The sequence below is a fragment of the Agromyces sp. NPDC055520 genome (genome assembly GCF_053619715.1).
Window position 1 is genome coordinate 139295 of the sequence record NZ_JBSHJY010000003.1, and the last position, 24039, is coordinate 163333.

The 24039-nt window shown below is 70.7% G+C and carries 24 protein-coding genes; 9 read left to right on the forward strand and 15 right to left on the reverse strand.

Going from position 1 to position 24039, the window contains the following annotated elements; translation table 11 throughout:
* The first annotated feature begins 47 nt into the window (after nucleotides 1–47).
* Nucleotides 48–1601 carry an ATP-dependent DNA ligase gene (locus ACWGST_RS03200; RefSeq protein WP_452045195.1) on the forward strand — a complete coding sequence of 518 codons (1554 nt, stop codon included), beginning with the start codon at nucleotides 48–50 and terminating at the stop codon, nucleotides 1599–1601.
* On the forward strand, nucleotides 1601–2536 hold the full coding sequence (locus ACWGST_RS03205) for an aldo/keto reductase (RefSeq protein WP_452045196.1): 936 nt from the start codon (nucleotides 1601–1603) through the stop codon (nucleotides 2534–2536). The genes ACWGST_RS03200 and ACWGST_RS03205 overlap by 1 nt, the downstream gene beginning before the upstream one ends.
* 92 nt (nucleotides 2537–2628) lie before the next feature.
* On the opposite strand, the gene ACWGST_RS03210 is transcribed toward ACWGST_RS03205, so the two are convergent.
* The 3 genes from ACWGST_RS03210 to ACWGST_RS03220 all read right to left on the reverse strand — a co-directional run bounded on the left by ACWGST_RS03210 (nucleotide 2629) and on the right by ACWGST_RS03220 (nucleotide 4385).
* The gene (locus ACWGST_RS03210; RefSeq protein WP_452045197.1) at nucleotides 2629–2997 is read right to left on the reverse strand and encodes a hypothetical protein; all 369 of its coding nucleotides are present in this window, start codon (nucleotides 2995–2997) and stop codon (nucleotides 2629–2631) included.
* Between the two features lie 180 nt (nucleotides 2998–3177).
* Nucleotides 3178–3414: a hypothetical protein gene (locus ACWGST_RS03215; RefSeq protein WP_452045198.1), complete on the reverse strand. Its 237-nt coding sequence runs from the start codon at nucleotides 3412–3414 to the stop codon at nucleotides 3178–3180.
* 32 nt (nucleotides 3415–3446) lie between these two features.
* Nucleotides 3447–4385: a class I SAM-dependent methyltransferase gene (locus ACWGST_RS03220; protein WP_452045199.1), complete on the reverse strand. Its 939-nt coding sequence runs from the start codon at nucleotides 4383–4385 to the stop codon at nucleotides 3447–3449.
* 100 nt (nucleotides 4386–4485) lie between these two features.
* Between ACWGST_RS03220 and ACWGST_RS03225 the strand changes: the two genes are divergently transcribed.
* Nucleotides 4486–4860, forward strand: a complete 375-nt coding sequence (locus tag ACWGST_RS03225) for an ArsR/SmtB family transcription factor (protein ID WP_452045200.1) — start codon at nucleotides 4486–4488, stop codon at nucleotides 4858–4860.
* A gap of 62 nt (nucleotides 4861–4922) precedes the next feature.
* On the opposite strand, the gene ACWGST_RS03230 is transcribed toward ACWGST_RS03225, so the two are convergent.
* From ACWGST_RS03230 to ACWGST_RS03250, 5 genes are all read right to left on the reverse strand, one after another.
* Nucleotides 4923–6002, reverse strand: a complete 1080-nt coding sequence (locus ACWGST_RS03230) for an ABC transporter ATP-binding protein (protein WP_452045201.1) — start codon at nucleotides 6000–6002, stop codon at nucleotides 4923–4925.
* Complete coding sequence (locus tag ACWGST_RS03235; RefSeq protein ID WP_452045202.1) at nucleotides 5999–6796, reverse strand: ABC transporter permease; 798 nt, start codon at nucleotides 6794–6796, stop codon at nucleotides 5999–6001. The genes ACWGST_RS03230 and ACWGST_RS03235 overlap by 4 nt, the downstream gene beginning before the upstream one ends.
* The gene (locus ACWGST_RS03240) at nucleotides 6793–7713 is read right to left on the reverse strand and encodes an ABC transporter permease (protein ID WP_452045203.1); all 921 of its coding nucleotides are present in this window, start codon (nucleotides 7711–7713) and stop codon (nucleotides 6793–6795) included. Before ACWGST_RS03240 ends, ACWGST_RS03235 begins: the two co-directional genes overlap by 4 nt.
* Nucleotides 7713–8837 carry an ABC transporter substrate-binding protein gene (locus ACWGST_RS03245; protein ID WP_452045204.1) on the reverse strand — a complete coding sequence of 375 codons (1125 nt, stop codon included), beginning with the start codon at nucleotides 8835–8837 and terminating at the stop codon, nucleotides 7713–7715. Before ACWGST_RS03245 ends, ACWGST_RS03240 begins: the two co-directional genes overlap by 1 nt.
* Before the next feature lie 226 nt (nucleotides 8838–9063).
* A complete protein-coding gene (locus ACWGST_RS03250; RefSeq protein ID WP_452045205.1) occupies nucleotides 9064–11199 on the reverse strand; it encodes a galactose-binding domain-containing protein in 2136 nt (711 codons plus the stop codon).
* Nucleotides 11200–11314: 115 nt separating this feature from the next.
* On the opposite strand from ACWGST_RS03250, the gene ACWGST_RS03255 reads away from it, so the two are divergent.
* Nucleotides 11315–12508: a hypothetical protein gene (locus tag ACWGST_RS03255; protein ID WP_452045206.1), complete on the forward strand. Its 1194-nt coding sequence runs from the start codon at nucleotides 11315–11317 to the stop codon at nucleotides 12506–12508.
* 7 nt (nucleotides 12509–12515) lie between these two features.
* On the opposite strand, the gene ACWGST_RS03260 is transcribed toward ACWGST_RS03255, so the two are convergent.
* Nucleotides 12516–15773 carry a glycosyl hydrolase family 95 catalytic domain-containing protein gene (locus tag ACWGST_RS03260; protein ID WP_452045207.1) on the reverse strand — a complete coding sequence of 1086 codons (3258 nt, stop codon included), beginning with the start codon at nucleotides 15771–15773 and terminating at the stop codon, nucleotides 12516–12518.
* A 131-nt stretch (nucleotides 15774–15904) separates the two neighbouring features.
* The gene (locus ACWGST_RS03265) at nucleotides 15905–16864 is read right to left on the reverse strand and encodes a helix-turn-helix transcriptional regulator (RefSeq protein WP_452045208.1); all 960 of its coding nucleotides are present in this window, start codon (nucleotides 16862–16864) and stop codon (nucleotides 15905–15907) included.
* Between the two features lie 61 nt (nucleotides 16865–16925).
* Here ACWGST_RS03265 and ACWGST_RS03270 point away from each other — a divergent pair, with 61 nt between their 5' ends.
* Nucleotides 16926–18071, forward strand: a complete 1146-nt coding sequence (locus tag ACWGST_RS03270; protein WP_452045209.1) for an epoxide hydrolase family protein — start codon at nucleotides 16926–16928, stop codon at nucleotides 18069–18071.
* Here ACWGST_RS03270 and ACWGST_RS03275 read toward each other — a convergent pair.
* Nucleotides 17996–18808, reverse strand: a complete 813-nt coding sequence (locus ACWGST_RS03275; protein WP_452045210.1) for an EI24 domain-containing protein — start codon at nucleotides 18806–18808, stop codon at nucleotides 17996–17998. The two genes, ACWGST_RS03270 and ACWGST_RS03275, sit on opposite strands and share 76 nt — an antisense overlap.
* A 209-nt stretch (nucleotides 18809–19017) precedes the next feature.
* Here ACWGST_RS03275 and ACWGST_RS03280 point away from each other — a divergent pair, with 209 nt between their 5' ends.
* Both ACWGST_RS03280 and ACWGST_RS03285 read left to right on the forward strand, forming a co-directional pair.
* On the forward strand, nucleotides 19018–19620 hold the full coding sequence (locus ACWGST_RS03280; RefSeq protein ID WP_452045211.1) for a class I SAM-dependent methyltransferase: 603 nt from the start codon (nucleotides 19018–19020) through the stop codon (nucleotides 19618–19620).
* A 73-nt stretch (nucleotides 19621–19693) separates the two neighbouring features.
* A complete protein-coding gene (locus ACWGST_RS03285) occupies nucleotides 19694–19888 on the forward strand; it encodes a hypothetical protein (protein WP_452045212.1) in 195 nt (64 codons plus the stop codon).
* Between the two features lie 25 nt (nucleotides 19889–19913).
* On the opposite strand, the gene ACWGST_RS03290 is transcribed toward ACWGST_RS03285, so the two are convergent.
* Nucleotides 19914–20840: a hypothetical protein gene (locus ACWGST_RS03290; protein WP_452045213.1), complete on the reverse strand. Its 927-nt coding sequence runs from the start codon at nucleotides 20838–20840 to the stop codon at nucleotides 19914–19916.
* Nucleotides 20841–20866: 26 nt separating this feature from the next.
* Complete coding sequence (locus ACWGST_RS03295) at nucleotides 20867–21340, reverse strand: NUDIX domain-containing protein (protein WP_452045214.1); 474 nt, start codon at nucleotides 21338–21340, stop codon at nucleotides 20867–20869.
* A 74-nt stretch (nucleotides 21341–21414) separates the two neighbouring features.
* On the opposite strand from ACWGST_RS03295, the gene ACWGST_RS03300 reads away from it, so the two are divergent.
* Together ACWGST_RS03300 and ACWGST_RS03305 are read left to right on the forward strand one after the other, a co-directional pair.
* Nucleotides 21415–22053 (forward strand): NAD(P)H-binding protein, encoded by a 639-nt coding sequence (locus tag ACWGST_RS03300; protein WP_452045215.1) that lies wholly within the window; start codon nucleotides 21415–21417, stop codon nucleotides 22051–22053.
* Between the two features lie 264 nt (nucleotides 22054–22317).
* Complete coding sequence (locus tag ACWGST_RS03305; protein ID WP_452045216.1) at nucleotides 22318–22734, forward strand: helix-turn-helix domain-containing protein; 417 nt, start codon at nucleotides 22318–22320, stop codon at nucleotides 22732–22734.
* Here ACWGST_RS03305 and ACWGST_RS03310 read toward each other — a convergent pair.
* Both ACWGST_RS03310 and ACWGST_RS03315 read right to left on the reverse strand, forming a co-directional pair.
* Nucleotides 22716–23348: a ClpP family protease gene (locus ACWGST_RS03310; RefSeq protein WP_452045217.1), complete on the reverse strand. Its 633-nt coding sequence runs from the start codon at nucleotides 23346–23348 to the stop codon at nucleotides 22716–22718. The two genes, ACWGST_RS03305 and ACWGST_RS03310, sit on opposite strands and share 19 nt — an antisense overlap.
* Nucleotides 23345–23965 carry a ClpP family protease gene (locus ACWGST_RS03315; RefSeq protein WP_452045218.1) on the reverse strand — a complete coding sequence of 207 codons (621 nt, stop codon included), beginning with the start codon at nucleotides 23963–23965 and terminating at the stop codon, nucleotides 23345–23347. Before ACWGST_RS03315 ends, ACWGST_RS03310 begins: the two co-directional genes overlap by 4 nt.
* Nucleotides 23966–24039 lie beyond the last annotated feature (74 nt).

A 24039-nucleotide genomic window follows, 5' to 3' on the forward strand; every position in this document is an offset into this window, starting at 1 on the left:
CGGCCGCACGCCGGCCGCATGTCGGAGGCCGGTGGCAGACTGGCCCCGTGCTGTTCGATGAACTCGCGCTGACCGCCGACACCGTCGCCTCGACCCGCTCGCGCCTCGCGAAGATCGCGGCGCTCGCCGAGCTGTTGCGCCGGCTCGAACCCGACGAGATCGCGCCGGCGGTCGGGTTTCTGGTCGGCAAGCCCCGACAAGGGCGGGTCGGGGTCGGATGGCGCGGGGTCGCCGCCGCGACCGGCGCACCCGCTGCCGAGCCCTCGCTCACGGTCGGTGAACTCGACGCCGAGCTCGATCGCCTGGCCGCGACATCCGGTGCCGGATCTTCGGGGGAGCGGGCGCGGCAGCTGCAGGAACTGATCGGCCGCGCCACCGCCCGAGAGCAGGCGTTCATCGGCCGGGTGCTGCTCGGCGAGGTGCGCACGGGCGCGCTCGAGGGCGTCGTCACGGATGCCGTCGCCCGTGCCGCCGACCGGCCGCTCGAGACGGTGCGCCGCGCCGCGATGCTCTCGGGCGACCTCGGCGAGACCGCGCGGCTCGCGCTCACGGGCACCGAGGCCGAGCTCGAGGCGGTCGGCCTCGTGGTCGGGCGGCCGGTGCTGCCGATGCTCGCCGCCACCGCATCGAGCGCGGCCGCCGCGCTCGAGACCACCGGTGAGGCGTCGGTCGAGTACAAGCTCGACGGCGCGCGCATCCAGGTGCACCGCACGGGCGACGAGGTGCGCGTCTTCACCCGCAACCTCGCCGACGTGACCCGGCGGCTGCCCGAGGTCGTCGACGTCGTGCGTCGGTTGCCGGTGCACGACGTCATCCTCGACGGCGAGACGCTCTCGCTCGACGAAGACGGCGCTCCCCGTCCGTTCCAAGACACGATGTCGAGCTTCGGCGCCGAGTCCGTGGGCGAGACGGTGCTGCATCCGTGGTTCTTCGACGTGTTGCACGTCGACGGGCGCGACCTGCTCGACGAACCGCTCTCGACCCGGCTCGCCGAGCTCGAGCGCATCGCGCCCGCGCATCGCATCCCGGGCGAGGTGACCGCCGATCCCGAGGCGGCCGAGCGGGTCTCGCGCGACGCGCTCGCCGCGGGTCAAGAGGGCGTCGTGGTCAAGGCGATCGGCTCGCCCTATGCGGCAGGGCGCCGCGGTGCGAGCTGGGTCAAGGTGAAGCCCGTGCTCACCTACGACCTCGTGGTGCTCGCGTGCGAGTGGGGGTCGGGCCGGCGCACCGGGTGGCTCTCGAACCTGCACCTCGGCGCGCTCGACCCGATCGGCGAGTTCGGCGAGCCCGGCGTCTTCGTGATGGTCGGCAAGACGTTCAAGGGGCTCACCGACGAGCTGCTGCGTTGGCAGACCGAGCGATTTCCGCAGATCGAGACCCGGCGCACCGAGCACACGGTGTGGGTCGAGCCGAGCATCGTCGTCGAGATCGCGATCGACGGCGTGCAGCGGTCGAGTCGGTACCCGGGCGGCATCGCGCTGCGGTTCGCGCGGGTCAAGAAGTACCGTGACGACAAGACGGCCGCCGAGGCCGACACGATCCAGACGCTCCGCGGCCTGCTGCATGCGAGAGGCGCCGGCATCACGCCTACGCTGGCATGATGAAGACCTTCACCCTGTCGGGCACCGAGATCACGGCACCGAACGTCGTGCTCGGCCTCATGCGCATCTTCGACAAGAGCGACGACGAGGTTCGCGAACTCGTGCGCACGGCACGCGACGCCGGCATCGACTTCATCGACCACGCCGACATCTACGGCGCCGAGCTGCACGGCTGCGAGCGCCGCTTCGCCGAGGCGATGCAGCTGACGCCGTCACAGCGCGCCGAGCTCACCATCCAGACGAAGGCCGGCATCGTCAAAGACGGCCCGTACTTCGACTTCTCGTACGAGCACATCGTCGAGTCAGTCGACGGTTCGCTCGCCGCGCTCGGCACCGACTACCTCGATATCCTGCTGCTGCACCGCCCCGACGCACTCGTCGAACCCGAAGAGGTCGCCCGCGCGTTCGACGAGCTCGAGGCCGCAGGCAAGGTGCGTTCCTTCGGAGTGTCGAACCACACGCCGCGCCAGATCGACCTGCTGAAGCGGTACGTGCGCCAGCCGATCGTCGCCAACCAACTGCAGCTCTCGATCACCCACTCGCCGATCATCGCGCAGGGCATCGCCGCGAACATGCAGTCGGAGGCGCAGTCGGTCACGCTCGACGGCGGTGGCATCGTCGACTACTGCCGCCTGAACGACATCACGATCCAGTCCTGGTCGCCGTTCCAGGCCGGCTTCTTCACCGGGGTCTTCCTCGACGCGCCCGAATACACCGAACTCAACGCTGTCATCGATCGCCTCGCCGCCGCCTACGACGTGCCGTCGATCGCGATCGCGACCGCGTGGATCACCCGTCACCCGGCGAACATGCAGGTCGTGCTCGGCACGACGAGCCCCGAGCGCGTGGCGGCGGCGGCGCTCGGCTCCGAGCTGCCGCTCACCCGGGCGGAGTGGTACGAGCTCTTCCGCGCCGCCGGGCATCTCGTGCCCTGACGGGTGCCGTTCGGCTGAGGCATCCGCTCGACTGCGCTGCCGTCGTGCTGCGAGGCCATGCCGCTGTCCGGTACTGCGCTACCGCGCCGCGCTCACGGCGTGATCGAGTCGACGAAGGCGTAGGCCTCGCCTGCGACCTCGCGCCAGCGGTCGACGCCGTCGTCGAACGGCACCACGGCCCACTCCCGCATCGGGCGGCCGCGCATGACCATGTTGTCGAGGCCGAGGCCTTCGATGCGGGTCTCCGACAGCTTCGCGACGAGATCGCCGCCGCTCGAGATGAACGCGAAGAACTTGCCGCGTACCGAGAGGCCGTCGGAGCCGAACATGCGCGCGATCGCGACGTCGGGGCGCGCCAGCAGCACGGGTGCGATCTCGTCGAGCCGCGCCCGGCCCTGCTCCCGTCGGCTCGCTTCCATGTCGTGCTCCTTCTCCTGCTTGCGCGGTACGTCGGTGCGCACCCGCCTCCATTGTTCGCCGCGGAGGGGATGAGGGGAACCCCCATAGGACGCTCATCGGCCACGCACAGCACGACCATTGCACCGCGGCGCTCACGATCGGGGTGTAAGCGGAACGCCGGCCACGGAGTCAGTGCAGCCGCGACGGCCGGACTCGGCACCCGTGCCGGCATGGATGCCGCGTCACGACGCGACGGCCGGGCCGCTGCCGTGGCCCGACCCGAACACGGGGTCGAGCGAGAGCGCGAGACGGCGGCGCCACCGCACGAGGAACGGCGGGCGGGCGACATCCGTCACCTGCAGCCCTTCGTTCTCGGCAATGCGCTCGTCGATGAGCCGGCGTCGCTCGAGTTCGCGGTTCAGGCGTTCCTCGCCGCGGTGGTGCAGTTCGAAGACGAGGTAGTCCTCGCTGAGGTACATGATCTTCCTTCCGGATGGTTCGCCGACCGTGGTCAGGCTCGGCGGGCGGTGACCAGCAGGTACTCCCACTGCAGGGCATCGCCGGTGGTGCGGAGACCGTGGGATCGAGCGAGCTCGACGAGCGCATCGTCGAGGGCGCGAACCTGGTCGGGGTCGTCGGCGATGCGTCGGTACACCGCGATCGTCGGTCCGTAGTTGCGCTTGAAGTAGTCGCGGAACTCCTCGGGTGAGGCGAAGCGGTCGACGGTGACGCTCTGGCGGCGGGCCTCGAACTCGTCGACGTCGTCGCCGAGCAGCTCGCGCACGTGCGATTCGTCGCCCCAGAGCGGTGCGGGCTCTGCACCCTCGGGCAGCGGGGCGGCGAACGGCTTCATGGTCTTGAACATCTGGCCGATGAAGCCCTCGGGCGTCCAGCTCAGCACGCCGATGCGACCGCCCTTCCGCGTCACACGGAGCAGCTCGCCGGCCGCGCGACGGTGGTGGGGTGCGAACATGACGCCGACGCACGAGATGGTCGCGTCGAAGGCGTCGTCGTCGAACGGCAAGGCCTCGGCATCGGCCTCGCGCCACTCGAGTTCGGCACCCGCCTCCTGCGCGCGGCGTCGGCCGGCGTCGATGAGCTCGGGGGCCAGATCGCTCGCGACGACGGCGCCGCCGCGGAGCGCGGCGGGGATCGCCGCGTTGCCGGAGCCGGCGGCGACGTCGAGCACCCGGTCTCCCGGGCGCACGCCGACGGCGTCGACGAGCACGGGGCCGAGGGTCCAGATGAGGTCGGCGGCGAGCGTCGGGTAATCGCCCGACGCCCACATCGCACGGTGTTTCGTCTTCAGTACTCGATCGGCCGTCGTCGGGCCGATCGAGGTCTGGTCGGACTCGGACTCGGACTCGGGCGAGGCGGTGGCGTTGGTGGCGGTGGCGGTGGCGTTGGTGGTGGGCGATGGTGAGGCCTGCGAGGCGCGTGAATCAGTCATGGGGGCAAGCGTGCGCGCTCAGGGCCGGCGCCGCATCCGTGCTGAACACTGAGATTTTCTCAGTGCTTGCGCTGGGCGAGCCTCAGGGCATGGTGTCCGTGTGTTCCTCGGCGAACTCCTGCACGATGACGTCGGACGCATGGATGCACACCATGCGCAGGCGGCTCGTGCCCGTCGCGACGAAGCGGTCTACCCCGCGCAGGGGGTCACCGAGACGTGGGCGAAGGACCCTGTTGCCGCGTCGCGATCGCTCGGCGCGCTCGTCGGCCCGGCCCGCGCCGAGATCCTGCTCGCCGCGCACGACCCGCGCACCACGACCCAGGCCGCCGCCGACAGCGGCCTCGCCCTCTCGACCGCCTCGCATCACCTGCGCGTGCTCCGCGAGAGCGGCCTCATCGCGAGTGTGCGTTCCGGCGCGAGGGTGATGCATGTGCGCACCCCGCTCGGCGAGGCGCTCGTGGGCGCCACGATCTGAGACGAGCGGATGCCGCGGCTCATCCCGCTCGCCCGTCGTGACCGCCCCGCGGCCGCCGACATTCAGCCCGTCGGCCGCACCGCCACCGCCACGGCATCGAGGTCGACCGTCACGCGCTCGCCGAACTGCAGCCGCTCGCGTGCCGGATGCTGCATGCGCAGGAGCTCGCCGCTTTCGGTGCGGAGCAGGGTGCGCCGCATGCTGCCGAGGAAGGTGCTCTCCTGCACGATCGCGACGATCGGGCCGCCGAGTCGCACGTTCTCGGGTCGTACGAACGCCTCGGCCGGGCCGTCGACCGTCTCATCCAGCACCGGCAGCGTGACGCCGAGCACCTGGGCAGCGCCGGCGGCGACGAATGCCGGCAGCACGCTCGACAGGCCGACGAATTCGGCGACATGCGCCGTCGCCGGTCGCAGGTAGAGCTCTTCGGGCGTGCCGAACTGGTCGATGCGGCCGCCGTCCATGACCGCGATGCGGTCGGAGACGGCGAGCGCCTCCTCTTGGTCGTGGGTCACGAACACGGTGGTGATGCCGAGTCGCAACTGGATACGCCGGATCTCGTCGCGGAGCTGCACGCGAACCTTGGCGTCGAGCGCCGAGAGCGGCTCGTCGAGCAGCAGCACCCGCGGTTCGGTGACGAGCGCGCGTGCCAGGGCGACGCGCTGCTGCTGGCCGCCCGAGAGCTCGTGCGGGTAGCGCCCGGCGAGATGGCCGAGCCCCACAAGGGCGAGCGCATCGCGCACCCGAGAGGATGCCTCCGCCTTCGCGACCTTGCGCATCCGCAGGCCGAACACCGTGTTCGCGGCGACGTCGAGATGGGGGAACAGCGAGTACGCCTGGAACACCATGCCGAGGTCACGGCGGTTCGTCGGCACGCCGGAGACATCCGCCCCGCCGATGCGCACGATGCCGCCGTCGGCCAGCTCGAGGCCGGCGAGCACCCGGAGCGCAGTGGTCTTTCCGCAGCCCGACGGGCCGAGGAGCGACACGAACTCGCCGGGCCTGATGGCGAGGTCGACGCCGTGCAGCACCCGGTTCGCCCCGTAGTCCTTCACGACGCCGTCGAACTCGACGGCGGTGCCCTCGCCACGGGCGGCGAGGATCGCGTTGTCGCTGGTGGCGACGGTGACGGAATCGGTCATGGGCGGACTTCCTTCAGGGGGCGGCGGGCGGCGCGCCCGATGACGAGCAGCAGCACGAACGCGAAGACGAGTGCGAGCAGCGAGAGGATCACCGAGGCATAGGGATCCTGCTTGCCGACGACGACGAGCCCGGTCTGCAGGTTCTGCCGGTTCAGGAGCGAGGCGATCGTGTACTCGCCGAGCACGACGGCGACCGAGATGAGCGAGGCCGCGATGAGGCCGGGCCGGAGGTTCGGTGCGAGCACGCGGAGGAGCACGGTCGGCCAACTCGCGCCGAGCGACCGGGCCGCCTCGGCGAGCGTCGTGACGTCGGTCGCCTCCATCGAGGACTGGATCGCACGGTAGGCGAACGGCAGCACGGTGATGCCGTAGGCGAAGGCGAGTGTCCACACGCCGGTGCCGAAGGTGCGGCCGATCACGAGGTAGATCGGGGCGAGTCCGACGACGAGCACGATCGCGGGGATCGTGATGGGCAGGAGCACGAGGAACTCGAACGGACGCCGCAGCGAGGGGAACCGGAGCGCCACGAGCACCATCGTCGGCGCGAGCAGGAACAGCACGATGGCCACCGAGACGACCGCGAGCACGACCGAGTTGCCGAGGCCGATCCAGATCGGCCGGTATTTCGCCGCATTGGCCGGGTCGAAGAGCGCCGCCCAGTGCACGAGCGAATGCCCGTCGACGTCGCGGAGCGTGTACTCGGCCATCGAGAGGATCGGAATCGCGAAGAGGCCGACGATGACGATGCCGATCGCCCAGCGGGTGGCCGGGTGCGGCGCCAAGCCGCGGTTCATCGCTGCCACCGGGCCGCGCGACGCTGCACGAGCGAGTAGGCCCACATCGTGACCGTCATCACGAGGATCATGCCGAGCGCCAACGCGCCCGCGAGGTTCTCGCGGCCGAGCATCGTCTCGCTCGTGAGGGCGGTGCGGATCTGCAGCGGCACGATCTGCGAGCCCTGACTCGCGAGGGCCGCGGCGGTCGCGTACGACGAGAAGGCGTTCGCGAAGAGCAGCAGCAGGCTCGCGAAGAAGGATGGCGCGAGCACCGGGATGCCGACGTGCACCCAGAATCCGGCGCGCGTGCCGCCGAGCGTGAGGTTCGCCTCGGCCCACTGGGGCTTCAGCGCCCCCATCGACGGCATGAAGGTGATGATCATGAGCGGCACCTGGAAGGAGATGTAGGGCAGCACCAGACCCGGCAGGCCGTAGATCCACGCCCCCTCGGCGAAGATGTCGATGCCGAAGGTGTCGCGGAGCCATACCGTCACGAGGCCCTGGATGCCGATCGTCGCGATGAACGCGAAGGCGAGCATGACGCCGCCGAACTGCGCGAGCACACCGCTTGCCGCATCGACGAGACTGCGGGCCCTGCCATGTTCGAGGCCGACGAGCGCGTAGCAGGCGAGGGCGCCGATCAGAGCGCCGGCCACGGCAGTGAGCGCCGACAGCCAGGCCGAGTTCGCGAAGGTCGCGACGATGACGGGATCGCCGAGCGCGGCGACGTTGTCGAGCGTGAAGGAGCCGTCGCCGTCGACGAATCCGCTCGCGACGGCGAGCACGGTGGGCAGGGCGAGGAACAGCAGCACGTAGGCGGCGAACGGCACGAGTCCGAGCGCCGGCGGGAGTCCGGGGCGGGCAGGCCGCCGTGGCGGAACCGGGCTGACCGGCTCCGCCACGGCGACGCGCGCCGCGGGTGCGGCGACGGTCATCAACCGACCGCCGCCGCCCATTCCTCGCCGAGCAGGGTGCCGGCGTCGGTGGACTGCTCCTCGGTGGGAACCACGGTCTCCTCGGGCGCTGCGGGCAGCTTCGCGAAGAGCTCGTCGTCGATCGTGCCGGCCTCGGCCATCGCGTCGGCGCGCACCGGGCGGGCGCCGCCCTCGAGCCACAGGTTCTGGGCTTCGTCGCTGTAGAGGAACTCCTGCCAGAGCCGAGCGGCGGCCGGGTGCGGGGCATCCACGTTGACGGCCTGGTTGTAGTAGCCCGCGTAGCCGGTGCCCGGCAGGATCACGACCTCCCAGTTCGGGTTCGCCTCGCGATGCGACGCGTTCAGGTAGTCCCAGTCGAAGACGACGGGCGTCTCACCCGAGGCGACCGTCGCGGTCGTGACATCGACCTTCAACATGTTGCCGGCCGCGTTCAGCTCCGAGAAGAAGTCGATGCCCGGCTGGAAGTCGTCGAGCGTGCCGTCGGACTGCACGGTCGCGAGGCCGACCGCGGCGAAGGCCGCACCGGCCTGCGTGGGGTCGCCGTTGATCGCGACCGATCCCTTGTAGTCGGCGCCGAGCAGGTCGTCGAGCGACTCGGGCGCCTCGAACTTCGAGGAATCGAAGCCGATCGACATGAATCCGCCGTAGTCGCCGACGAACAGGCCGCTCGGCTCCTTCAGCTCGGCGGGAATGTCGTCCCACGTGGCGACCTGGTACGGCGCGAACTGCTCGGTGTTCTGCAGTGCGACCGTCAGGCCGATGTCGAAGACGTCGGGCGCCGTGTCGAGGCCGGCGTTCGTCTCGGCGGCCTGGATCTCCTCGGCACTCGACGCGTCGGGCGAGGCCTCGTTGATCGTGATCTCGGGGTACTTCGCCGCGAATGCGTCGAGCACCGCCCCGTAGTTCGCCCAGTCGCGCGGCAGCGCGATGACATTCAACTGCCCCTCGGCCTTGGCCGCCTCCTCGAGCGCGGCGAGGTCGCCGAAGGCGGCGAGGCTCATCGCGGTCGCGGCATCCGTGCCGCCTTCGCCGGCGTCGGCCGGTCCTCCCGCGCAGCCCGTGAGGCCGAGCGCCACCGCGGTCGAGAGCCCGACCGCCGCGAGGGTGAGTTGCTTCTTCAACACGTGTCCTCCGTTTGGTCCGCCGGCCGCCCGTGCTGTGGGACGGGCGTGCTGAACCGGGGGGACCGAGGCCACCGTAGGGACGGCGCCCGTCGCGCATGCGCCGAGTCGGTGATGCGCACGTGAATGCTGGGCAACGGTTCGGTGTCGCGAGCGACGGCAGACGAAGAGCGGATGCCGCGGCTCGCGCCGCGGCATCCGCCCGTGTCGTCAGGTCTGGTTCAGAGGCTCAGTTCGAGAAGACCCCGACCTCCTTGATCGAGTACCCGTAGTTCGTCGTGCGCACCGTGCAGAGCACGCGTACGTGACGGGCGCTCGTCGGGGTGAACGACGCGGTGTCGAGCCCGCCGTTGCCGGACGTCGTCGCCCAGACAGTGCGCCAGTTCTGCGCGTCATCCGACACCTGGACCTCGTAGGACTTCGCCGCGGCGGACTCCCAGTCGATGACGACCCGGCTGATCGGCTCGGTTGCACCGAGGTCGACACGCAGCCACTGGGGGCTCGTGCCCCAGTTGCCGCTCGCCCACCGGGTGTTGGTGCGTCCGTCGAACGCCCGGCTGGCAGCGTAGCTCGTGAACGGGTTGTTCTCGTTCGAGCTCGCCCAAGCCGGCTTGCCCAAGGCGAGGTTCGTCGTGCTCGAGTGCTCGCGCGTCGCCTCCCACGTCTGCAGGTACGACTCGGCGCCGCGCATCAGGTCTGAGACGAGGTCGTCGCCGCCGCCCGCCAGACGCAACTGCTCGATGTAATCGGGCGTCAGGCCCGCGTGAGCGAACCCGTCGGTGTTGATGTCGAAGGTGCGCTCACCGCTGACCTGCCGGTCGACGACCGTGCTGCCGTCGGCGCTCGTGAACGGGTAGCTGACGGCGACCGGTGCGCTGCCGGCCGCCGGGTGGCTGCCGACGCCGTTGAAGTCGAGGCCGAGCCCGTAGCCCTTGTCGTACTGGGCGCGGAGCGCACTGCCCGCCTGCCATTCGCCGATGAAGCCGGCGGCGTCGTGCGGGTAGCCGGTCTTGAAGCCGCCGAGGCGGTAGAGCCGCTCGGTCCAGCCGGAGTCCATCCAGCTGTGGCTCGAGAGCACGCCCGGGTAGCCCTGGGCCTCGAGCAGGTCGAGTGCACGCTCGGCCGCCTTCACGCTCATGTGGTCGAGTTCGACCATCATGTTGCGGGCCATCATCGCCTTGAGCGCATACGCGCCGAGCGAGGTGAGACCGCGCGTGTTGCAGTTCTTGCCCGCCGAGTACTCGGGCACCTCGACGCCGGGCGGCAGCTGCTCCTCGAACTCGGGCACCGTGGCGTTGCCGATCGGGTTGTCATGCCGGGCGGTGGGGCACGTCTCGGTCTGCCAGAAGGTGCCGGTCGAGTAGAACTGGCCGACGTTGATGATCGTGCCCTGCGTGCCGGAGTCGAAGCGCACACCGCAGAGGGCGTTGTCGAACTTGTGGCAGAGGAACATGCTCGAGATGCCGAGCTGCTCGAACTCGTCGAGTCCTCGGTCGATGTCGGCCGTCGAGCACTGCGCGACGTCGAGGATCATCTTGCAGCCGAAGGGTTCGGACATCTCGACGCCGAGCACGACGGCGAGCTTGCCCTGCTCGATCACCGCCCGTGCGTCGGCCGGGGTCGTGACGATGCGGAAGAAGCCCTTGCCGGGGCCGCCGTAGATGCCGTCGATGTACGCCTCCATCTCGCGCGCCTTCTGCGCCTCGAGCCGGATCGCCGTCATCTCGTCGCACGAGCGGTCTTTCGTCATGATCGGCAGCGAGCAGATCACGCCGTTCGTGACCAGGTCGTTGACGAGGATGCGTTGGCCGCCGCGCCACGAGCGCTCGACCCAGGCGTAGTACGAGGCCTGGTGGCTCATCGAGGCGGTCTCGGGCCAGTCGTTGAAGGTCGGCCAGCCGACGGGGTCGTGCTTGCCGTCGGCATCGCCGCTGACGAGGTTCTCGAAGAGTGCGGCACTGCCGTCGGGGTGGTGGTCGGGGCAGTCCTTGAGGGCGTCGGCGACGCCCAGGGGCGAGAAGGGGGCGCCGCAGATCATGCGCCCGCCGAAGCCCTCGTTGGAGTTCAGGTGAGTGTGCGAGTCGATGAAGCCCTGCACTTCGCCGTTCTCGGTCGTACCGGTGAAGGGCTCGCCCGTGACGTTCAGCTCGACGTCTTCGGCGGGGCGGTTGGCAGGTTCCCACCAGCCGGCGGGGGTCGCTGCTGCGGGGGGTGCGGTGAGGACGGCGGGCAGCGCCGCGATGACCGAGGCCGCAAGCGCTGCTGCGAGTGCGAGACCCAGGGTTCGCGATCGCCACCTCCTCATGTGCTGCTCGGTGGTGCGTTCGGAACGGACACGGTATCGGCGCACATGATCGATCGCCATCGGAGCCTCCTTGCTCGGTTGGAGGCAGCGTATTGTGGGTCGTTCGTCCCAGTCAAGCGTCCAACAGATGTTGCCCGGATTGCCTGTTTCGAGGCAGAACGGCGATACTTCACGAGTGACCCTCGAACCAGTCGCGAGCGCGACGCTCGCCCCTGCCGGCCCGGACCCGGCCGGGCCCGTTCCGCCGGTGCGGCGCTCGCGCGCGACGATCGCGTGGGTGATCGTCGGCGCTGCGCTCTTCCTGCTCATCTCCGCGGCGATCCTCGCCGCCACGGCGATCGCGAACCTGCGCTTCGACGCCGCGATCGACGCCCATCGCGTCGCCTTGGCCGATGCGGCCGCCGTCGCCGAAGCCACGGCCGCTGTCGAAGGGGAAGCCGAGGTCACCGCCGAGATCGCGACCGCCATGCTGGCCGCGCCCGACGGCCTCGTCGACACGACGGCCAAGGGGAACCTCGGGGCCGCCGCCGGCGAACTCGCCTCGCTCATCGAGGCGGCGCCCGCAAGCGACGCCGTGACATCGACGCGGCAGCTGTCGCGCCCGATCTGGTTCGCCGACCTCGACCGCGCGTCGGGCCTGCTCGCCGCGGAGACCGAACGCCTCGATGAGCAGGCCCGCGCGTCGCACGTGCACGCCGAAGCGCTCGCCGCGGCCGATCAGGCGACCTCCGACTCCGGCATGGCGTTCCTCGCCGCGGTCGCGCCCGTCGCCGCCTCGGTCGAAGCCGCCAACGGCTCGGCGCGCAACGTCGAGCGCATCGAGTACCGCAACGCCGTCGAACTGCTCTCGAGCGGCGTCACGTGGGGGTTCGATGCATCCGCTCGCCTCGACGGCTATGTCACCGCCGCCGCAGCCCTGCAGTCGACGCACGCCGCCGAAGAAGCCGAGAAGGCCGGCCCGCTCTACGACCGACGGGTGGCCGTCGAGGCCTACGCGCGTTCGATCGCCGGCGGCGTGCTGCTCGAGTTCGACTGGGCCCCGATCGTGATCGGCTACGGCGAGAACGGCTCGGCCGGCGGCACGGCCACGTGGGACACGTGGGAGGGCGGCCTCTCGACGATCACGCTCTCGAACAGCATCGCCGAGCAATGGGACGACCCCCTCATGGTCGCCCTGGTCACGCACGAGGTCGGCCACGCGATCACCTCGAAGTGCTACGAGCTCGTCGGCGAGTACGCGAACGACAACGAGCCATGGGCGGTCGCCTGGGCGATCGGCCAGGGGCACACCGACCCCAACGGCAACGGCGAGTGGCTCTACGGCCACCCCTCCGACGAGCTCATCGAGCGGTCGAAGGGGTGCCGCTGAGCGCGGATCAGTCGCCGACCGGGCCGTTGTCGCGCATCGGCTGACCGCTCGTCGGGTTGGCCGGCTTCACCCGGTGATCGACGCCGTCGACCCGCACGACGACGGTGCCCTGATTCGGTGCGCGATCGGCGACGACGTCGAACGAGACCACCCGGCCGTCGCGCCATCGACAGCTCACCTCGTAGCCGCCGCGAGCGCGCAGCCCCGAGAACGAGCCCTCGGGCCGCCACGCCTCGGGCAGTGCCGGCAGCAGGTGGATGACGTTCTGGTGGCTCTGCAGCAGCATCTCGGTGACGGCGCCCGAGATGCCGAAGTTGCCGTCCATCTGGAACGGCGGGTGATTGGCGAAGAGGTTCGGCAGGGTGTTGAACCGAAGCAGGCCGCGCAGCATGAGGCGGGCGCGTTCACCGTCGCCGAGGCGGGCGAAGAGCGCGGCCCGCCACGGCCACGTCCACGAGCGACGGCTGTCGCCCGAGACGGTCGCCTCGGTGAAGGGCACGCCCTCGCGCTCGCCGCAGCGCGCCTTGAGCGAGACGAGCGCTGCCGCCGCGAACTCGGGCGTGGCATCGGTGATCTGGCGACCCGGGTACACCGCGAAGAGGTGCGAGGTGTGCCGGTGGATGTCGTTCGGGTCGTCGAGATCTCGCTGCCACTCCTGCAGCTGCCCCCAACGCCCGATCTTGTTGGGCGCGAGGCGGGCCTGCAGGTCGGCCACCCGCGCGCGGTACTCCTCGTCGACACCGAGCGCCTCGGCGCAGTCGAGGTAGTTCTGGAACAGGTCCCAGATGATCTGCTGGTCGTACATGACGCCGTCTTCACGCGGGCCGTGCTCGGGCGACCAGCCATCGGGCGCGACGAGCTGCCCGTCGGCGTTCTCTTCGAGGCGGTCCTCCCAGAACTGGCAGATCTCGGTGATCAACGGCAGGGCGGTCTCGCGCAGATAGCGCTTGTCCTGCGTGAACGCCCAGTGCTCGTAGATGTGCTGGGCATACCAGGCGCTCGCGACGGTGTTCCACTCCCACGAGTTGCCGCCGAAGATCGACTGCGAGGTGCGGGCCGTCCAGCCCCGGGTCTCGGCGCCGAACGCGTTGCGCGTCGCGATCCGGCTCGGCACCGCGACCTGTTCGACGAAATCGATGAGGGCGGTGTGGCTCTCGGCGAGGTTCGTGGTCTCGGCGCCCCAGTAGTTCATCTGCACGTTGATGTTCGTGTGGTAGTCGCTCGCCCAGGGCGGTTGGTTGCTGTTGTTCCAGAGCCCCTGCAGGTTCGCGGGCAGTCCGCCAGGGCGCGACGAGCTCAGCAGCAGGTACCGCCCGTAGTCGTACATCGCCTGTTCGAGCGTGGGGTCGGCGTCGCCCTTCGCGTAGCGGGCGAGACGCCTGTTCGTGGGCAGCGCGAGCACCGAGGCATCCGTCTGGCCCCAATCGACCGTCGCTCGTGACATGAGTTCGGAGACCTGGGCGGTGTGCTCGTCGCGGATCTCATCGAAGGAGCGGCCCGCAGCGGCCGTGATCGCCGCGGCGATGCCGGGCTCGGGGGCGTCGCCGCGCCATCCCTCGGCCGCGCTCATCTTGTAGTCGGTGCGCGCATCGAGCACGAGGGTCAGCGTGTGGCAGCCCGAGACGCGAAGCGTCGCACCCTCGGCGGCGACCGTGCCGTCGGTCTCGACGACGCGGATCGCGCAGGCGTGCTTGAGGGCGTTGGCCATCACGCCGCTGAAGCCGAGCTCTGCGCCCACCCCGCCGCCGGTCGCCGTCGTCGGCGCCTGGTCTTGCGCCGAGGCGAGCGAGATCACGCCCGAGATGCCCGATTCGGCATCCGTCGTGTAGCGCAGCACCATGACGTCGGCCGTGCGGCTCGCGAAGGCTTCGCGGATCACCCGGCCGGCGATCGTGTCGAACTGCGTGACGTGTACGCCGACGGCCGTGTCGAGGCCGCGGCGGTAGTCGGTCACGGCGCGCAGGGTGCGCGAGTCGAACGACGGGCCGACGAGGGCGACCTCGCCGATCGCGAACGGGCTCGTCGCCGACGCGGTCGCGAACGTGAACCGGTACGAGGCGTAGGCCGTGCTGTTCGCGAAGGTGTAGCTCTTCGCCTCGCCGCGGGCGGCGAACGGCGCGCCGGGCTCGCGAGCGTCGAGGGTCACCCAGTCGACGCCGTCGAGCGAGGCCTCGAGCCGCCAGCGCACCGGGTCGTGTTCAGGGGTGTCGGATGCCGCGGTCAGCACGTACGACGTCGCGACCGTCTTGCCCGGCAGGTCGAGCTGCCATGCCGCACCGTCGCCGGGTTCGGCGACGCGCCACGCGGTCGCGGGGTCGCCGTCGACGCTGCGGGCGAGGTCGGTCGAGGCATCCGTGCCGGCCGACGCACCACTCGGCGACGAGACGTAGACGAGCGCACCCGACGAGAGGCTCACACCGCCGAGCGAGATCTCGGCGACCTGGAAGTGGCTGACGCCCGCCTTCGGCACGAAGGCGAAGCGGTAGTGGCGGTAGGCGGTGGTGTTGGCGAAGGCGTACTGCTTCGCCTGGAAGCGGCTCTCGAACGGCGCGCCGGTGCGGGTGTCGAGCGCGACCCAGTCGACGCCGTTCTGCGAACCCGAGAGGGTCCACTCCTGCGGGTCGCGGGCAGGCACGTCGTTGGCGCTCGTGAAGCTGTAGTCGGTCACCGTCACCGGGTCGGGCAGTTCAGCCTGCCACAGCACGAGGGCGGGCGGGCCGTCGATGCACCACTTGGTGCGCGAGTTGCCGTCGAAGGTGCGGTCGACCCCTTCGGAGCCCGAGGTGCGGTAGGGGCCGCCCGGCGCGGTCACCTTCGGGCCGGCGGCGAAGGTGAAGCGCAGGGTGCCGAAGTCGCGGTACGAGCCGAAGCCCGTCACGCTCGTGTCGTAGGCGCCGTCGCCCTGGCCCATGAGCGCGTTGTCGTAGTCGTTGACGCCGCCCCAGAGGCTCTGCTCGTTGAACTGCACGACCTCCTCGTCGGGGTTCGCGAAGATCATTCCGCCGAGTCGGCCGTTGCCGATGGGCAGTGCCTGCGACTGCCAATCGGTCGCCGGGGTGCCGTACCAGAGCGACTTCTGCGAGAGAGTGGGCGCGGTGAGTGCGGCGCGGCGGGTTCGGCCGACGACGCCTGCGACTCCCGCCGAGGCGAAGGGCACGGCCGCGGCAGGCTGGGAGGTCAGCAGATCGCCGAGCAGCGGGGCCATCACGGCGACGCCGCCGATCTGGAGGACACGGCGGCGTTGTGGGTCGAATCTGAAGTTCATCGAGATCTCCTGCGCATCATTGGTCAGGTGTTTCATGGGGAAATGCGGCGGGTGTCGCGAGGATTCGGCCGCACGGCCCCATAATGCCGAATTAAAGATCAGATGTATAGTCCGGGTTTCAGTCCCGGATTTCAGGCTGGGAGGCGGGCCGCCCGTGCGTAGCGCTCGCTGTACGTCAGCAGTAGCGCTCGCAACTCGTCGGGCGACTCCACGGTGAAGTCCATGCCGAGCATGCCGATGTAGGCGGCGATCGTGTCGAGCGAGTCGGCGCCGGTGACGAGCACCGACTCGGAATCGGAGACGGCCTCGACGACGCCCACCGCATGGTGGATGCGCGCGAGCACCGCGTCGGCCGGGGCGGCGATCCGCAGGCGCGCGTGCACCTTCCAACCGCTCTCGGCGATCGAGCGCATCGCGAAAGCCGTGTAGTCGCCGCCCGGCAGGGCGACGGGCTCGAATCGGCGTCGCGTCGGCATGCGCGGTTCGATCCAGTCGGCGCGGAACGTGCCCCACTCCTCACTCGACGGATCGCGGCCGACCAGGTACCAGCGGCGGGCCCAGCTCAGCAGGCGGTAGGGCTCCACGAGGCGGGCCTCGCCCCGGTAGTCGAACCGGATCCATTCGACGCCCCGGATGGCGCTCGCCACGGCCGTGAGCACGGCGGCGTCGACCTCGGGGTCGGGGGCATCCGTGTCGTTGTTCTCGGGCGCGTGCTCGATCACGGTCGCGAGCGCCTCGACCAGGGGGCGGAGCCTCGACGGCAGCACCTGCTCGAGCTTGGTGAGCGCTCGAGTGCTCGACTCCTCGACGCCCGCGATGCCGGTCGCGGCTCGGAGGCCGATCGCCACGGCGACGGCCTCCTCGTCGTCGAGCAGCAAGGGCGGCAGCTTCGCACCCGCCCCGAGGCGGTAGCCGCCGGCCGCGCCGCGGGTGGCGTCGACGGGGTAGTCGAGCTCGCGCAGCCGGTCGATGTCGTTGCGGATGGTGCGCGGAGTCACGCCGAGCCGGGCGCCGAGTTCGGTGCTCGTCCAGTCGGGTCGGGTCTGCAGGAGCGCGAGCAGGGAGAGCAGTCGTGCTGCGGTATCGGACATCTGCGAACTCCGTCGTTCATTAGGAACTAGATGTTCCTATATGCACCGTACCGTCGGAGATATGACGAACACCACCTCTCCCACTGACATCCGCCCGTTCACGATCGACGTGGCCCAGGCCGACCTCGAGGATCTCCAGGATCGACTCGCGCGCACCCGCCTGCCCCAGCCGGCACCCGCCGACGACTGGGACACGGGCACGCCGAACTCCTACCTCCGCGAGGCCGTCGAGGCCTGGCGTGCCTTCGACTGGCGTGCTGCCGAGGCGCGCATCAACGCCGTGCCGCACTTCACGACCGAGATCGACGGCCAGCCCATCCACTTCATCCACGTGCGTTCGGCCCACCCCGGCGCGACGCCGCTGCTGCTGGCGCACACCTACCCCGGGTCATCCGTCGACTACCTCGACCTCATCGACCTGCTCGTCGACCCGGTCGCGCACGGCGGCAGCCCCGATGACGCCTTCGACGTCGTCGTTCCGGATGCCCCGGGGTACGGCTTCTCGAACCCTGTCACCGAGCCCGGCTGGACCACGGCGCGCGTGGCGCGCGCGTACGACGAGCTCATGCACCGACTCGGATATGCCGAGTACGGCATCCACGGCTCCGACAACGGCGCGCTCGTCGCCCGCGAGCTGGGCCTCGCCAGCCCCGAGGGCTTCCTCGGCCTGCACGTGCTGCAGCTCTTCTCGTTCCCGAGCGGCGACCCCGCCGAGTTCGAGCACCTCGAGCCGCAGGACTACGCGGGGCTCGAGCACATGCAGTGGTTCCAGTCGGTCGGCGGCTACAACACCATGAACGCGAGCCGGCCCCAGACCGTGGCCGTCGGGCTCAGCGACTCACCGATCGCGCTCCTCGCCTACAGCGAGCTCTTCAACTCCTTCGGCAACGGCACCTCGCTCGTCACCCTCGAGCAGATCATCACCGAGGTGAGCGTCAACTGGTTCGCGAATGCCGCCGCCGGCATGAGCCGCAGTTACCTCGACAACGCGCGCGCCGAGGCCGAGCCGCAGGTCAACGACGCGCCCACCGGAGTGGCGGTCTTCAAGGACGACTTCCAGACGATCAGGGTCTTCGCCGAGCGCGACAATTCGAACATCGTGCACTGGAGCCGCTTCGAGCAGGGCGGCCACTACGCCGCGCTCGAGGTGCCCGAGCTCGTCGCCGGCGACATCCGCGCGTTCTTCGCCTCGCTGCGAGGCGCGTGACGCGCGGCCGTGGCGTCGAGCGCACCGCGCGCGAGCATCGTCGAACCGGCGACGGCCGCGGGCATCGCGACCACGGCGCCGAGCGGCACCATGAAGCAGAGCTGGGTCGCGACGCCGAACCCGAGCATCCGGGCCCGCTGTCCGCGAAGCACCGCCCTGCGGTCGGTCGACGAGATGCCGCGAGCCTCGAAGGCGCGGGCGGTGAGCTCGCGTGCCAGCAGCCATCCCGACAGCACGACGCCCAGCACCGGTGCGGCGACCGAGCCGATGATCGGCACGAAGCCGATCAGACCGACCACTAGTGCCGAGACGAGACCGAGCCCGATGAGTGCGGCGGCGTCGACCGCGGCACGCCAGAACCCGGCTCCCCGGTCGGGCACGTCGCCGCCGAGTTCGAGCTCGACGGCGCGCCAGATGCGTTCGTAGAACGGATCGCCGACGGCGAGCGTCAGGGCGGTGAACGTCACGGCCGCGAGCAGCACGGCTCCCGCGAACGTCACCGCCGCGATCGCGATGCGCAGCGAGGCCGTCCAGAACGCATCCCATCGCTCGGCGAAAGGCGTCGCCCACTCGACGATCGCCGGCAGTTGGATGCCGAGTGCCACGAGGCCTGCGAGCACGACGACGAAGACGATCGCCGCGGGGATCAGCCCGAGCAGCATGACGACGGGCCGGCGACCCCAGAACCCGAAGCCGCGCAGCAGAAGGGCGGCACCCGAGAGGAATCGCCGGAACATCGCCTCAGCCTACTGGCGCATGGATGCTCCCACCCCTGCTTGCCTGGCTCTTTCAAAGTCCGGTGAAGGGTGGCTTGAGCGCCATGCCCTGCCGAATGCAGGAACTTCCTCGGCACATGCCGGAGGTGCCATGGCTCGAGGCGGCGTGTCGCGCGCTTCTTCCGACGCTTCACCTTGACGCGCACCCGCCGGCGTGTTCGCATGGCCCAATGGAACAACCGATGCCCGTGGCATCCGACCTCATCGATGACGACGACCTCGACGACCTCGAGCGCGAGTTCGTGGGGCGCGTTCGCGGTCGGGTGCTCGAGCTCGGGGCGGGCGAGGGCGAGAACTTCGGAGCCCTGCACGCGGGCGTCGACTGGATCGGACTCGAACCCGACGCCGGGCGACGCGCCGAGCTCGCGAGGCGGGCCCGCGAGTGGGGCCATCGCACCGATCCGCTCGACGCCAGGGCGGAGTCGATTCCGCTGTCCGACGGCTCGGTCGACGCGGTCGTCGCGACCTGGGTGCTCTGCTCCGTCGCCGACCCGGCGGCCGCGCTCGCCGAGGTGCGTCGGGTGCTTGCGCCGGGCGGCAGGGCGGTCTTCATCGACCACGTCGTGGCGCCGCCGCGCACCGTGAAGCGCGTCGTGCAGCGCATCGCGACGCCGTTCACCGTGAGATTCCACCACGGATGCCACTGGGATCGCGACACGGCGGGAGCGCTCGCTGATGCCGGTTTCGTGGCGGACGACGCACGGGCGCTGCGCGTGCGGTCGAGGCCGTTCGGCCCGGTGCGGGTGCTGCTCTTCGACGGCCATGCGCCCTGAGGCGCGTCCGGCCGCGTTCGACCGTGTCGGCGCCGCGTCGAGGCATCCGCGGCCCGTCGACTAGCGTTGGAACATGAGCCGCACCGTCTGGACCGTCATCGGCGTGATCGTCGCGGTCGTGATCGCGTGGTTCCTCGTCGACGTGCTGTTCAGCCTGCTCTGGTTCATCGGCAAGCTCGTGATCGTCGCCGTGGTCGCGGTCATCGTGTTCTTCGTGCTGCGCAGCGTGTTCGGCCGCACCGGCGGACAGGACTCGATCGAGCGCTGATGCGCGACGATGAGGGCGCTCGCACCTACTCGAGCGCCCCAAGTGCCTCGCGCGCCTCTTCGGCGTCGACCTCCGCGGCATCGGCATCGCGAGCAGCACGATCCCGCTCGCGGGTGAGCGGGCGCTTCGCGCGATCGGCTTCGGCGATCTCGGCCTCGACCCGGCGCAGTTCCGCCTCGAGCTCGTCGCGGCGGGACAGCAGATCGCGGTGCACGCGATCGGCCTCGGCGAGCCGGGCGTCGAGTGCGTCGAGTTCGGCGGATGCCGCGGCGGCCCGCTTCTCGGCCTCGGCGACCGTGCGTTCGGAGCGCTCTCGCTCCGCTCGGGCGCGCTTCGACGCGGCCGCGCTCGGCTGGGGCGGGCCGCCGGTTCCGCGCGACGCGCGATAGGGCGCGGGATCGGGTTCGCGATCGCGCGCGGGCGCGGGATCGGGTTCGGTTCGGGGCACGGGGCCGCCCGCCACGGCATCGCTCAGATCCACCTCGACGCCGACCGCCTCGAGCGCTCGAACGAGCCGCCCTGTTCGCACGGCGTCGGCGGCAGCGGCATCCGATATGGCGGCCTGCAGGGTCTGGGCGACCTCGTCGAGCACCGGGTTGCGCACCGGGGCGCCGAGCTCCTCGGCGAGTTCGCCCGCCTCGCGCGCGAGCGTCGAGACGAGGCGCCGGCGCTGCCGGCCGAGTTCGGCGAGTTCGGCCGCGTCGAATCCGCCCTGCGCCCCGCGTGCCTCGGCGCCGAGCCGGAGCACCGCCTCGACCTCATCGGGCCGGTGCCGCACGAGTTGGTTCACGAGCCAGGCTGCGGGGGAGGGGCGTCGCAGTTCGCGGATCCGCGCGGCGAGCTCGCGGTCGTCGGTGGCGACGGCCTGCGCCCGCCCGTTGCGGGCGGCGGTGAACTCGTCGGGGCGCAGCCCGTAGAGCTCCGTCGTGGCCTCGCCGAGTGCGTCAACCATCATGAGTAGTCCTGCCTGTCACGAGTTCAGCCCCCCGATCCGTCGAGGGCGGCGAGGAGCGCGTCGACGGCCGGGCGCTGGCCCGCCGTGAGCAGCTCGCGGGCCTCGAACACCGGCGTCCACTTGGCGTCGTCGACTTCGGGAAACTCCTGCCGCAGACCGGAGCGAGGCGGCCACTCGATCTCGAAGGTGTTCGAGCGCACCTCGTCGATCTCGAAGTGGGGTGCGCGAGAGGCGAAGACCCGCACCGTCTTTCCCGACGAGTACCGGAACGAGCCGAGGTCGAGCACCTCGGCCGCCGGCGCCGGCGTGCCGATCTCCTCGGCGAACTCTCGGCGTGCAGCGGCGAGCGGCTCCTCATCGGTGAACTCGCCCTTCGGAATCGTCCACGCGCCCGCCTGCTTGCGCGCCCAGAACGGCCCTCCCATGTGCGCGATGAACACCTCGAGCCCGCTGCCCGCCTCGCGGAACAGCAGCAACCCCGCGCTCGTCACCGCCACGCCGCACCGCCGGGTCCGGGCGCGCCGTCGGCGGTCGGGGGTAGCGTGGGGCGCGCCACCCGAAGGAGGAACCCATGGCGCGCATCGCGATCATCGGCGGCCACGGCAAGATCGCCCTGAAGCTCGAACGGCTGCTCGCCGATCGCGGCGACGAGGTCGACGCGATCATCCGCAACCCCGAGCACGCCGCCGACGTCACTGCGGCGGGCGCCCGACCGGTCGTCGCCGACATCGAACGGCTCGACGTCGACGACCTCTCCGAGATCCTGCACGGCCACGACGCCGTGGTCTGGTCGGCGGGGGCGGGCGGCGGCGACCCTGCTCGCACCTTCGCCGTCGACCGCGACGCGGCGATCAGGTCGATGATCGCGGCCGAGGCGGCGGGCGTGACGCGGTACGTCATGGTGTCGTACTTCGGCTCGCCCGATCATCGCGTGCCCGAGGGCAACTCGTTCCACGCCTATGCCGAGGCGAAGGCGGCGGCCGACGAGTACCTCGTCGGCACCGCGCTCGACTGGACCGTGCTCGGCCCGAGCACCCTGACCGACGGCGAGGGCACCGGGCGCATCGACGTCGGCCCGCCGAACAGCGGCACCGTCGATCGAGCGGATGTCGCGGCCGTCGTCGCCGAGGCGCTGCTGGGCGATGCGACGGTGCGCCGAACCATCCGCTTCAACGTCGGCGGCACGCCGATCGCCGAAGCGCTCGGCTGAATTCGCAGCACGCACGAGGCTCGGTCAGTGCCGGCGCTCCCGCACGAGCGACCAGAGGGCGGTGAGCCCCAAGAGCCCGCCGACCGCGAAGAACGTTCCGAGCATCGTCCACAGAATGGATTCCATCGACATCGTGCACCTCCACGTCAGTGCCCTCATTCTGCCCGCGGGCGGGTGGGAGCGCCAGTACTCGTTCCGATGCATCCGTTCTGCTCTGAGCGGATCGGTATTTCGCCGAGCGGATGCCGCGGCTAACCTCTCGGCATGGGCAACGTCGTCGAGTTCACGCCGGTCACCTCGAAGCCGCTCTGGCGGCATGCGCTCGGCGGAGTGCTGCGTCGCGAGCGGCAGGTGCAGGAGCGGATCCTGACCGAGGTGGCTGCAGCGGCCGGCGTCTCGCCGCAATACCTCTCCGAGATCGAGCGCGGCCGCAAAGAGCCGTCGTCGGAAGTGCTCGGCTCGGTCGCCGAGGCGCTCGGGCTCGACCTCGTCGATGTCGTGCAGCGCGTCGGCGCGACGCTCGGCGAACGGCGCGAGGCGGAGCGGCGCGAGGCCGAACGACGCGAGCTGTTGCGGATCGAGGCGTCGTTCGCGTTCCGCGTCGGCGTCGAACACGGCGGTGCCGAGCCCGACGGGCGCGCGACGCCTGCGGGCCCGGTCGCCTACCTGCTCGCGGCGTAGGCCCCTGCCGCTGCGCCCGCCACGTCGACCTGCGCCGTCAGCACGTGATCGGCGAGGCCGTACTCGACGGCGGCCGCCGCGGGCAGGATGAGGTCGCGATCGGTGTCGTGCCGCAGCGTCACGGCGTCGCGACCGGTGTCGGCGGCGAGGGCGGCCTCGAGCTCGGCGCGCACCCGCACGACCTCGTCGGCGTGCAGAATGAGGTCGGGGATCGCGCCGCGACCCTGCGTCGACGGCTGGTGCAGCACCACGCGGCCGTGCGGCAGAATCGCCCGCATGCCCTTCGCACCGCCGGCGAGGAGCACCGCGGCCGGCCCGCCCGCCTGGCCGACGCACGTGGTCGCGACATCCGGCCGGATGTGCTGCATCGTGTCGTAGACCGCGAGCGCCGCACCCGGCGAGCCGCCGGGGGAGTTCACGTAGAGGCTGATCGGCGTCTCGCTCGATTCCGAGGCGAGGTGCAGGAACTGCGCGATCAGCACATTGGCCACGCCGTCGTCGATCTCGGTGCCGAGGTAGACGATGCGCTCCGAGAGCAACCGGCTGTAGACGTCGAGCGAGCGCTCGCTGTTGCCGCGCTTCTCGACGACGTAGGGGATCGTGTAACTGCTCATGAGGGCACCCGCAATCCGGCGGCCGCGTGCTGGCTCGGGTAGAGGTCGTCGAATGAGCCGACGACCCGGTCGATGAAGCCGTAGCCGACGGCCTCGTCGGCCGTGTACCAGCGGTCGCGCAGCGAGTCCTGCGTGATGCGCTCGATCGGCTGGCCGGTGAGCTCGGCCGTGATGCCCAGCACGACGTCGCGCGTGTACCGCAGCTCGTCGGCCTGCAGTTCGACGTCGACCGCCGTGCCGCCGATGCCCGCCGAACCCTGGTGCATGAGCACGCGGGCGTGCGGCAGCGCGAGCCGCTTTCCGGGAGTGCCCGCGGTGAGCAGGAACTGGCCGGCACTCGCCGCCCACCCGATCGCGATCGTCGCGACATCGTTCGGGATGGCCCGCATCACGTCCATGATCGCGAGCATCGCCGGCACCGAGCCGCCGGGCGAATTGATGAAGAAGCGGATGTCGCGGCGCGGGTCGTCGGCCGCGAGCGTGAGCAACTGCGCGATGAGGCGATTGCCGCCCGCCTGGTCGAGCTCTTCGCCGAGCAGGATCACGCGCTCGTGGAAGAGGCGCCGGGTGAGCTCGGCGTCGATCGGATGGATCGGTGGGGTCTCGTGATCGGTCATGACCCCAGCTTGCGCGCGGCCCGCACGGTGTCGGGCGGATGCCGCTCACGGCAGAGCTGCCGTGAGCAGCGTGA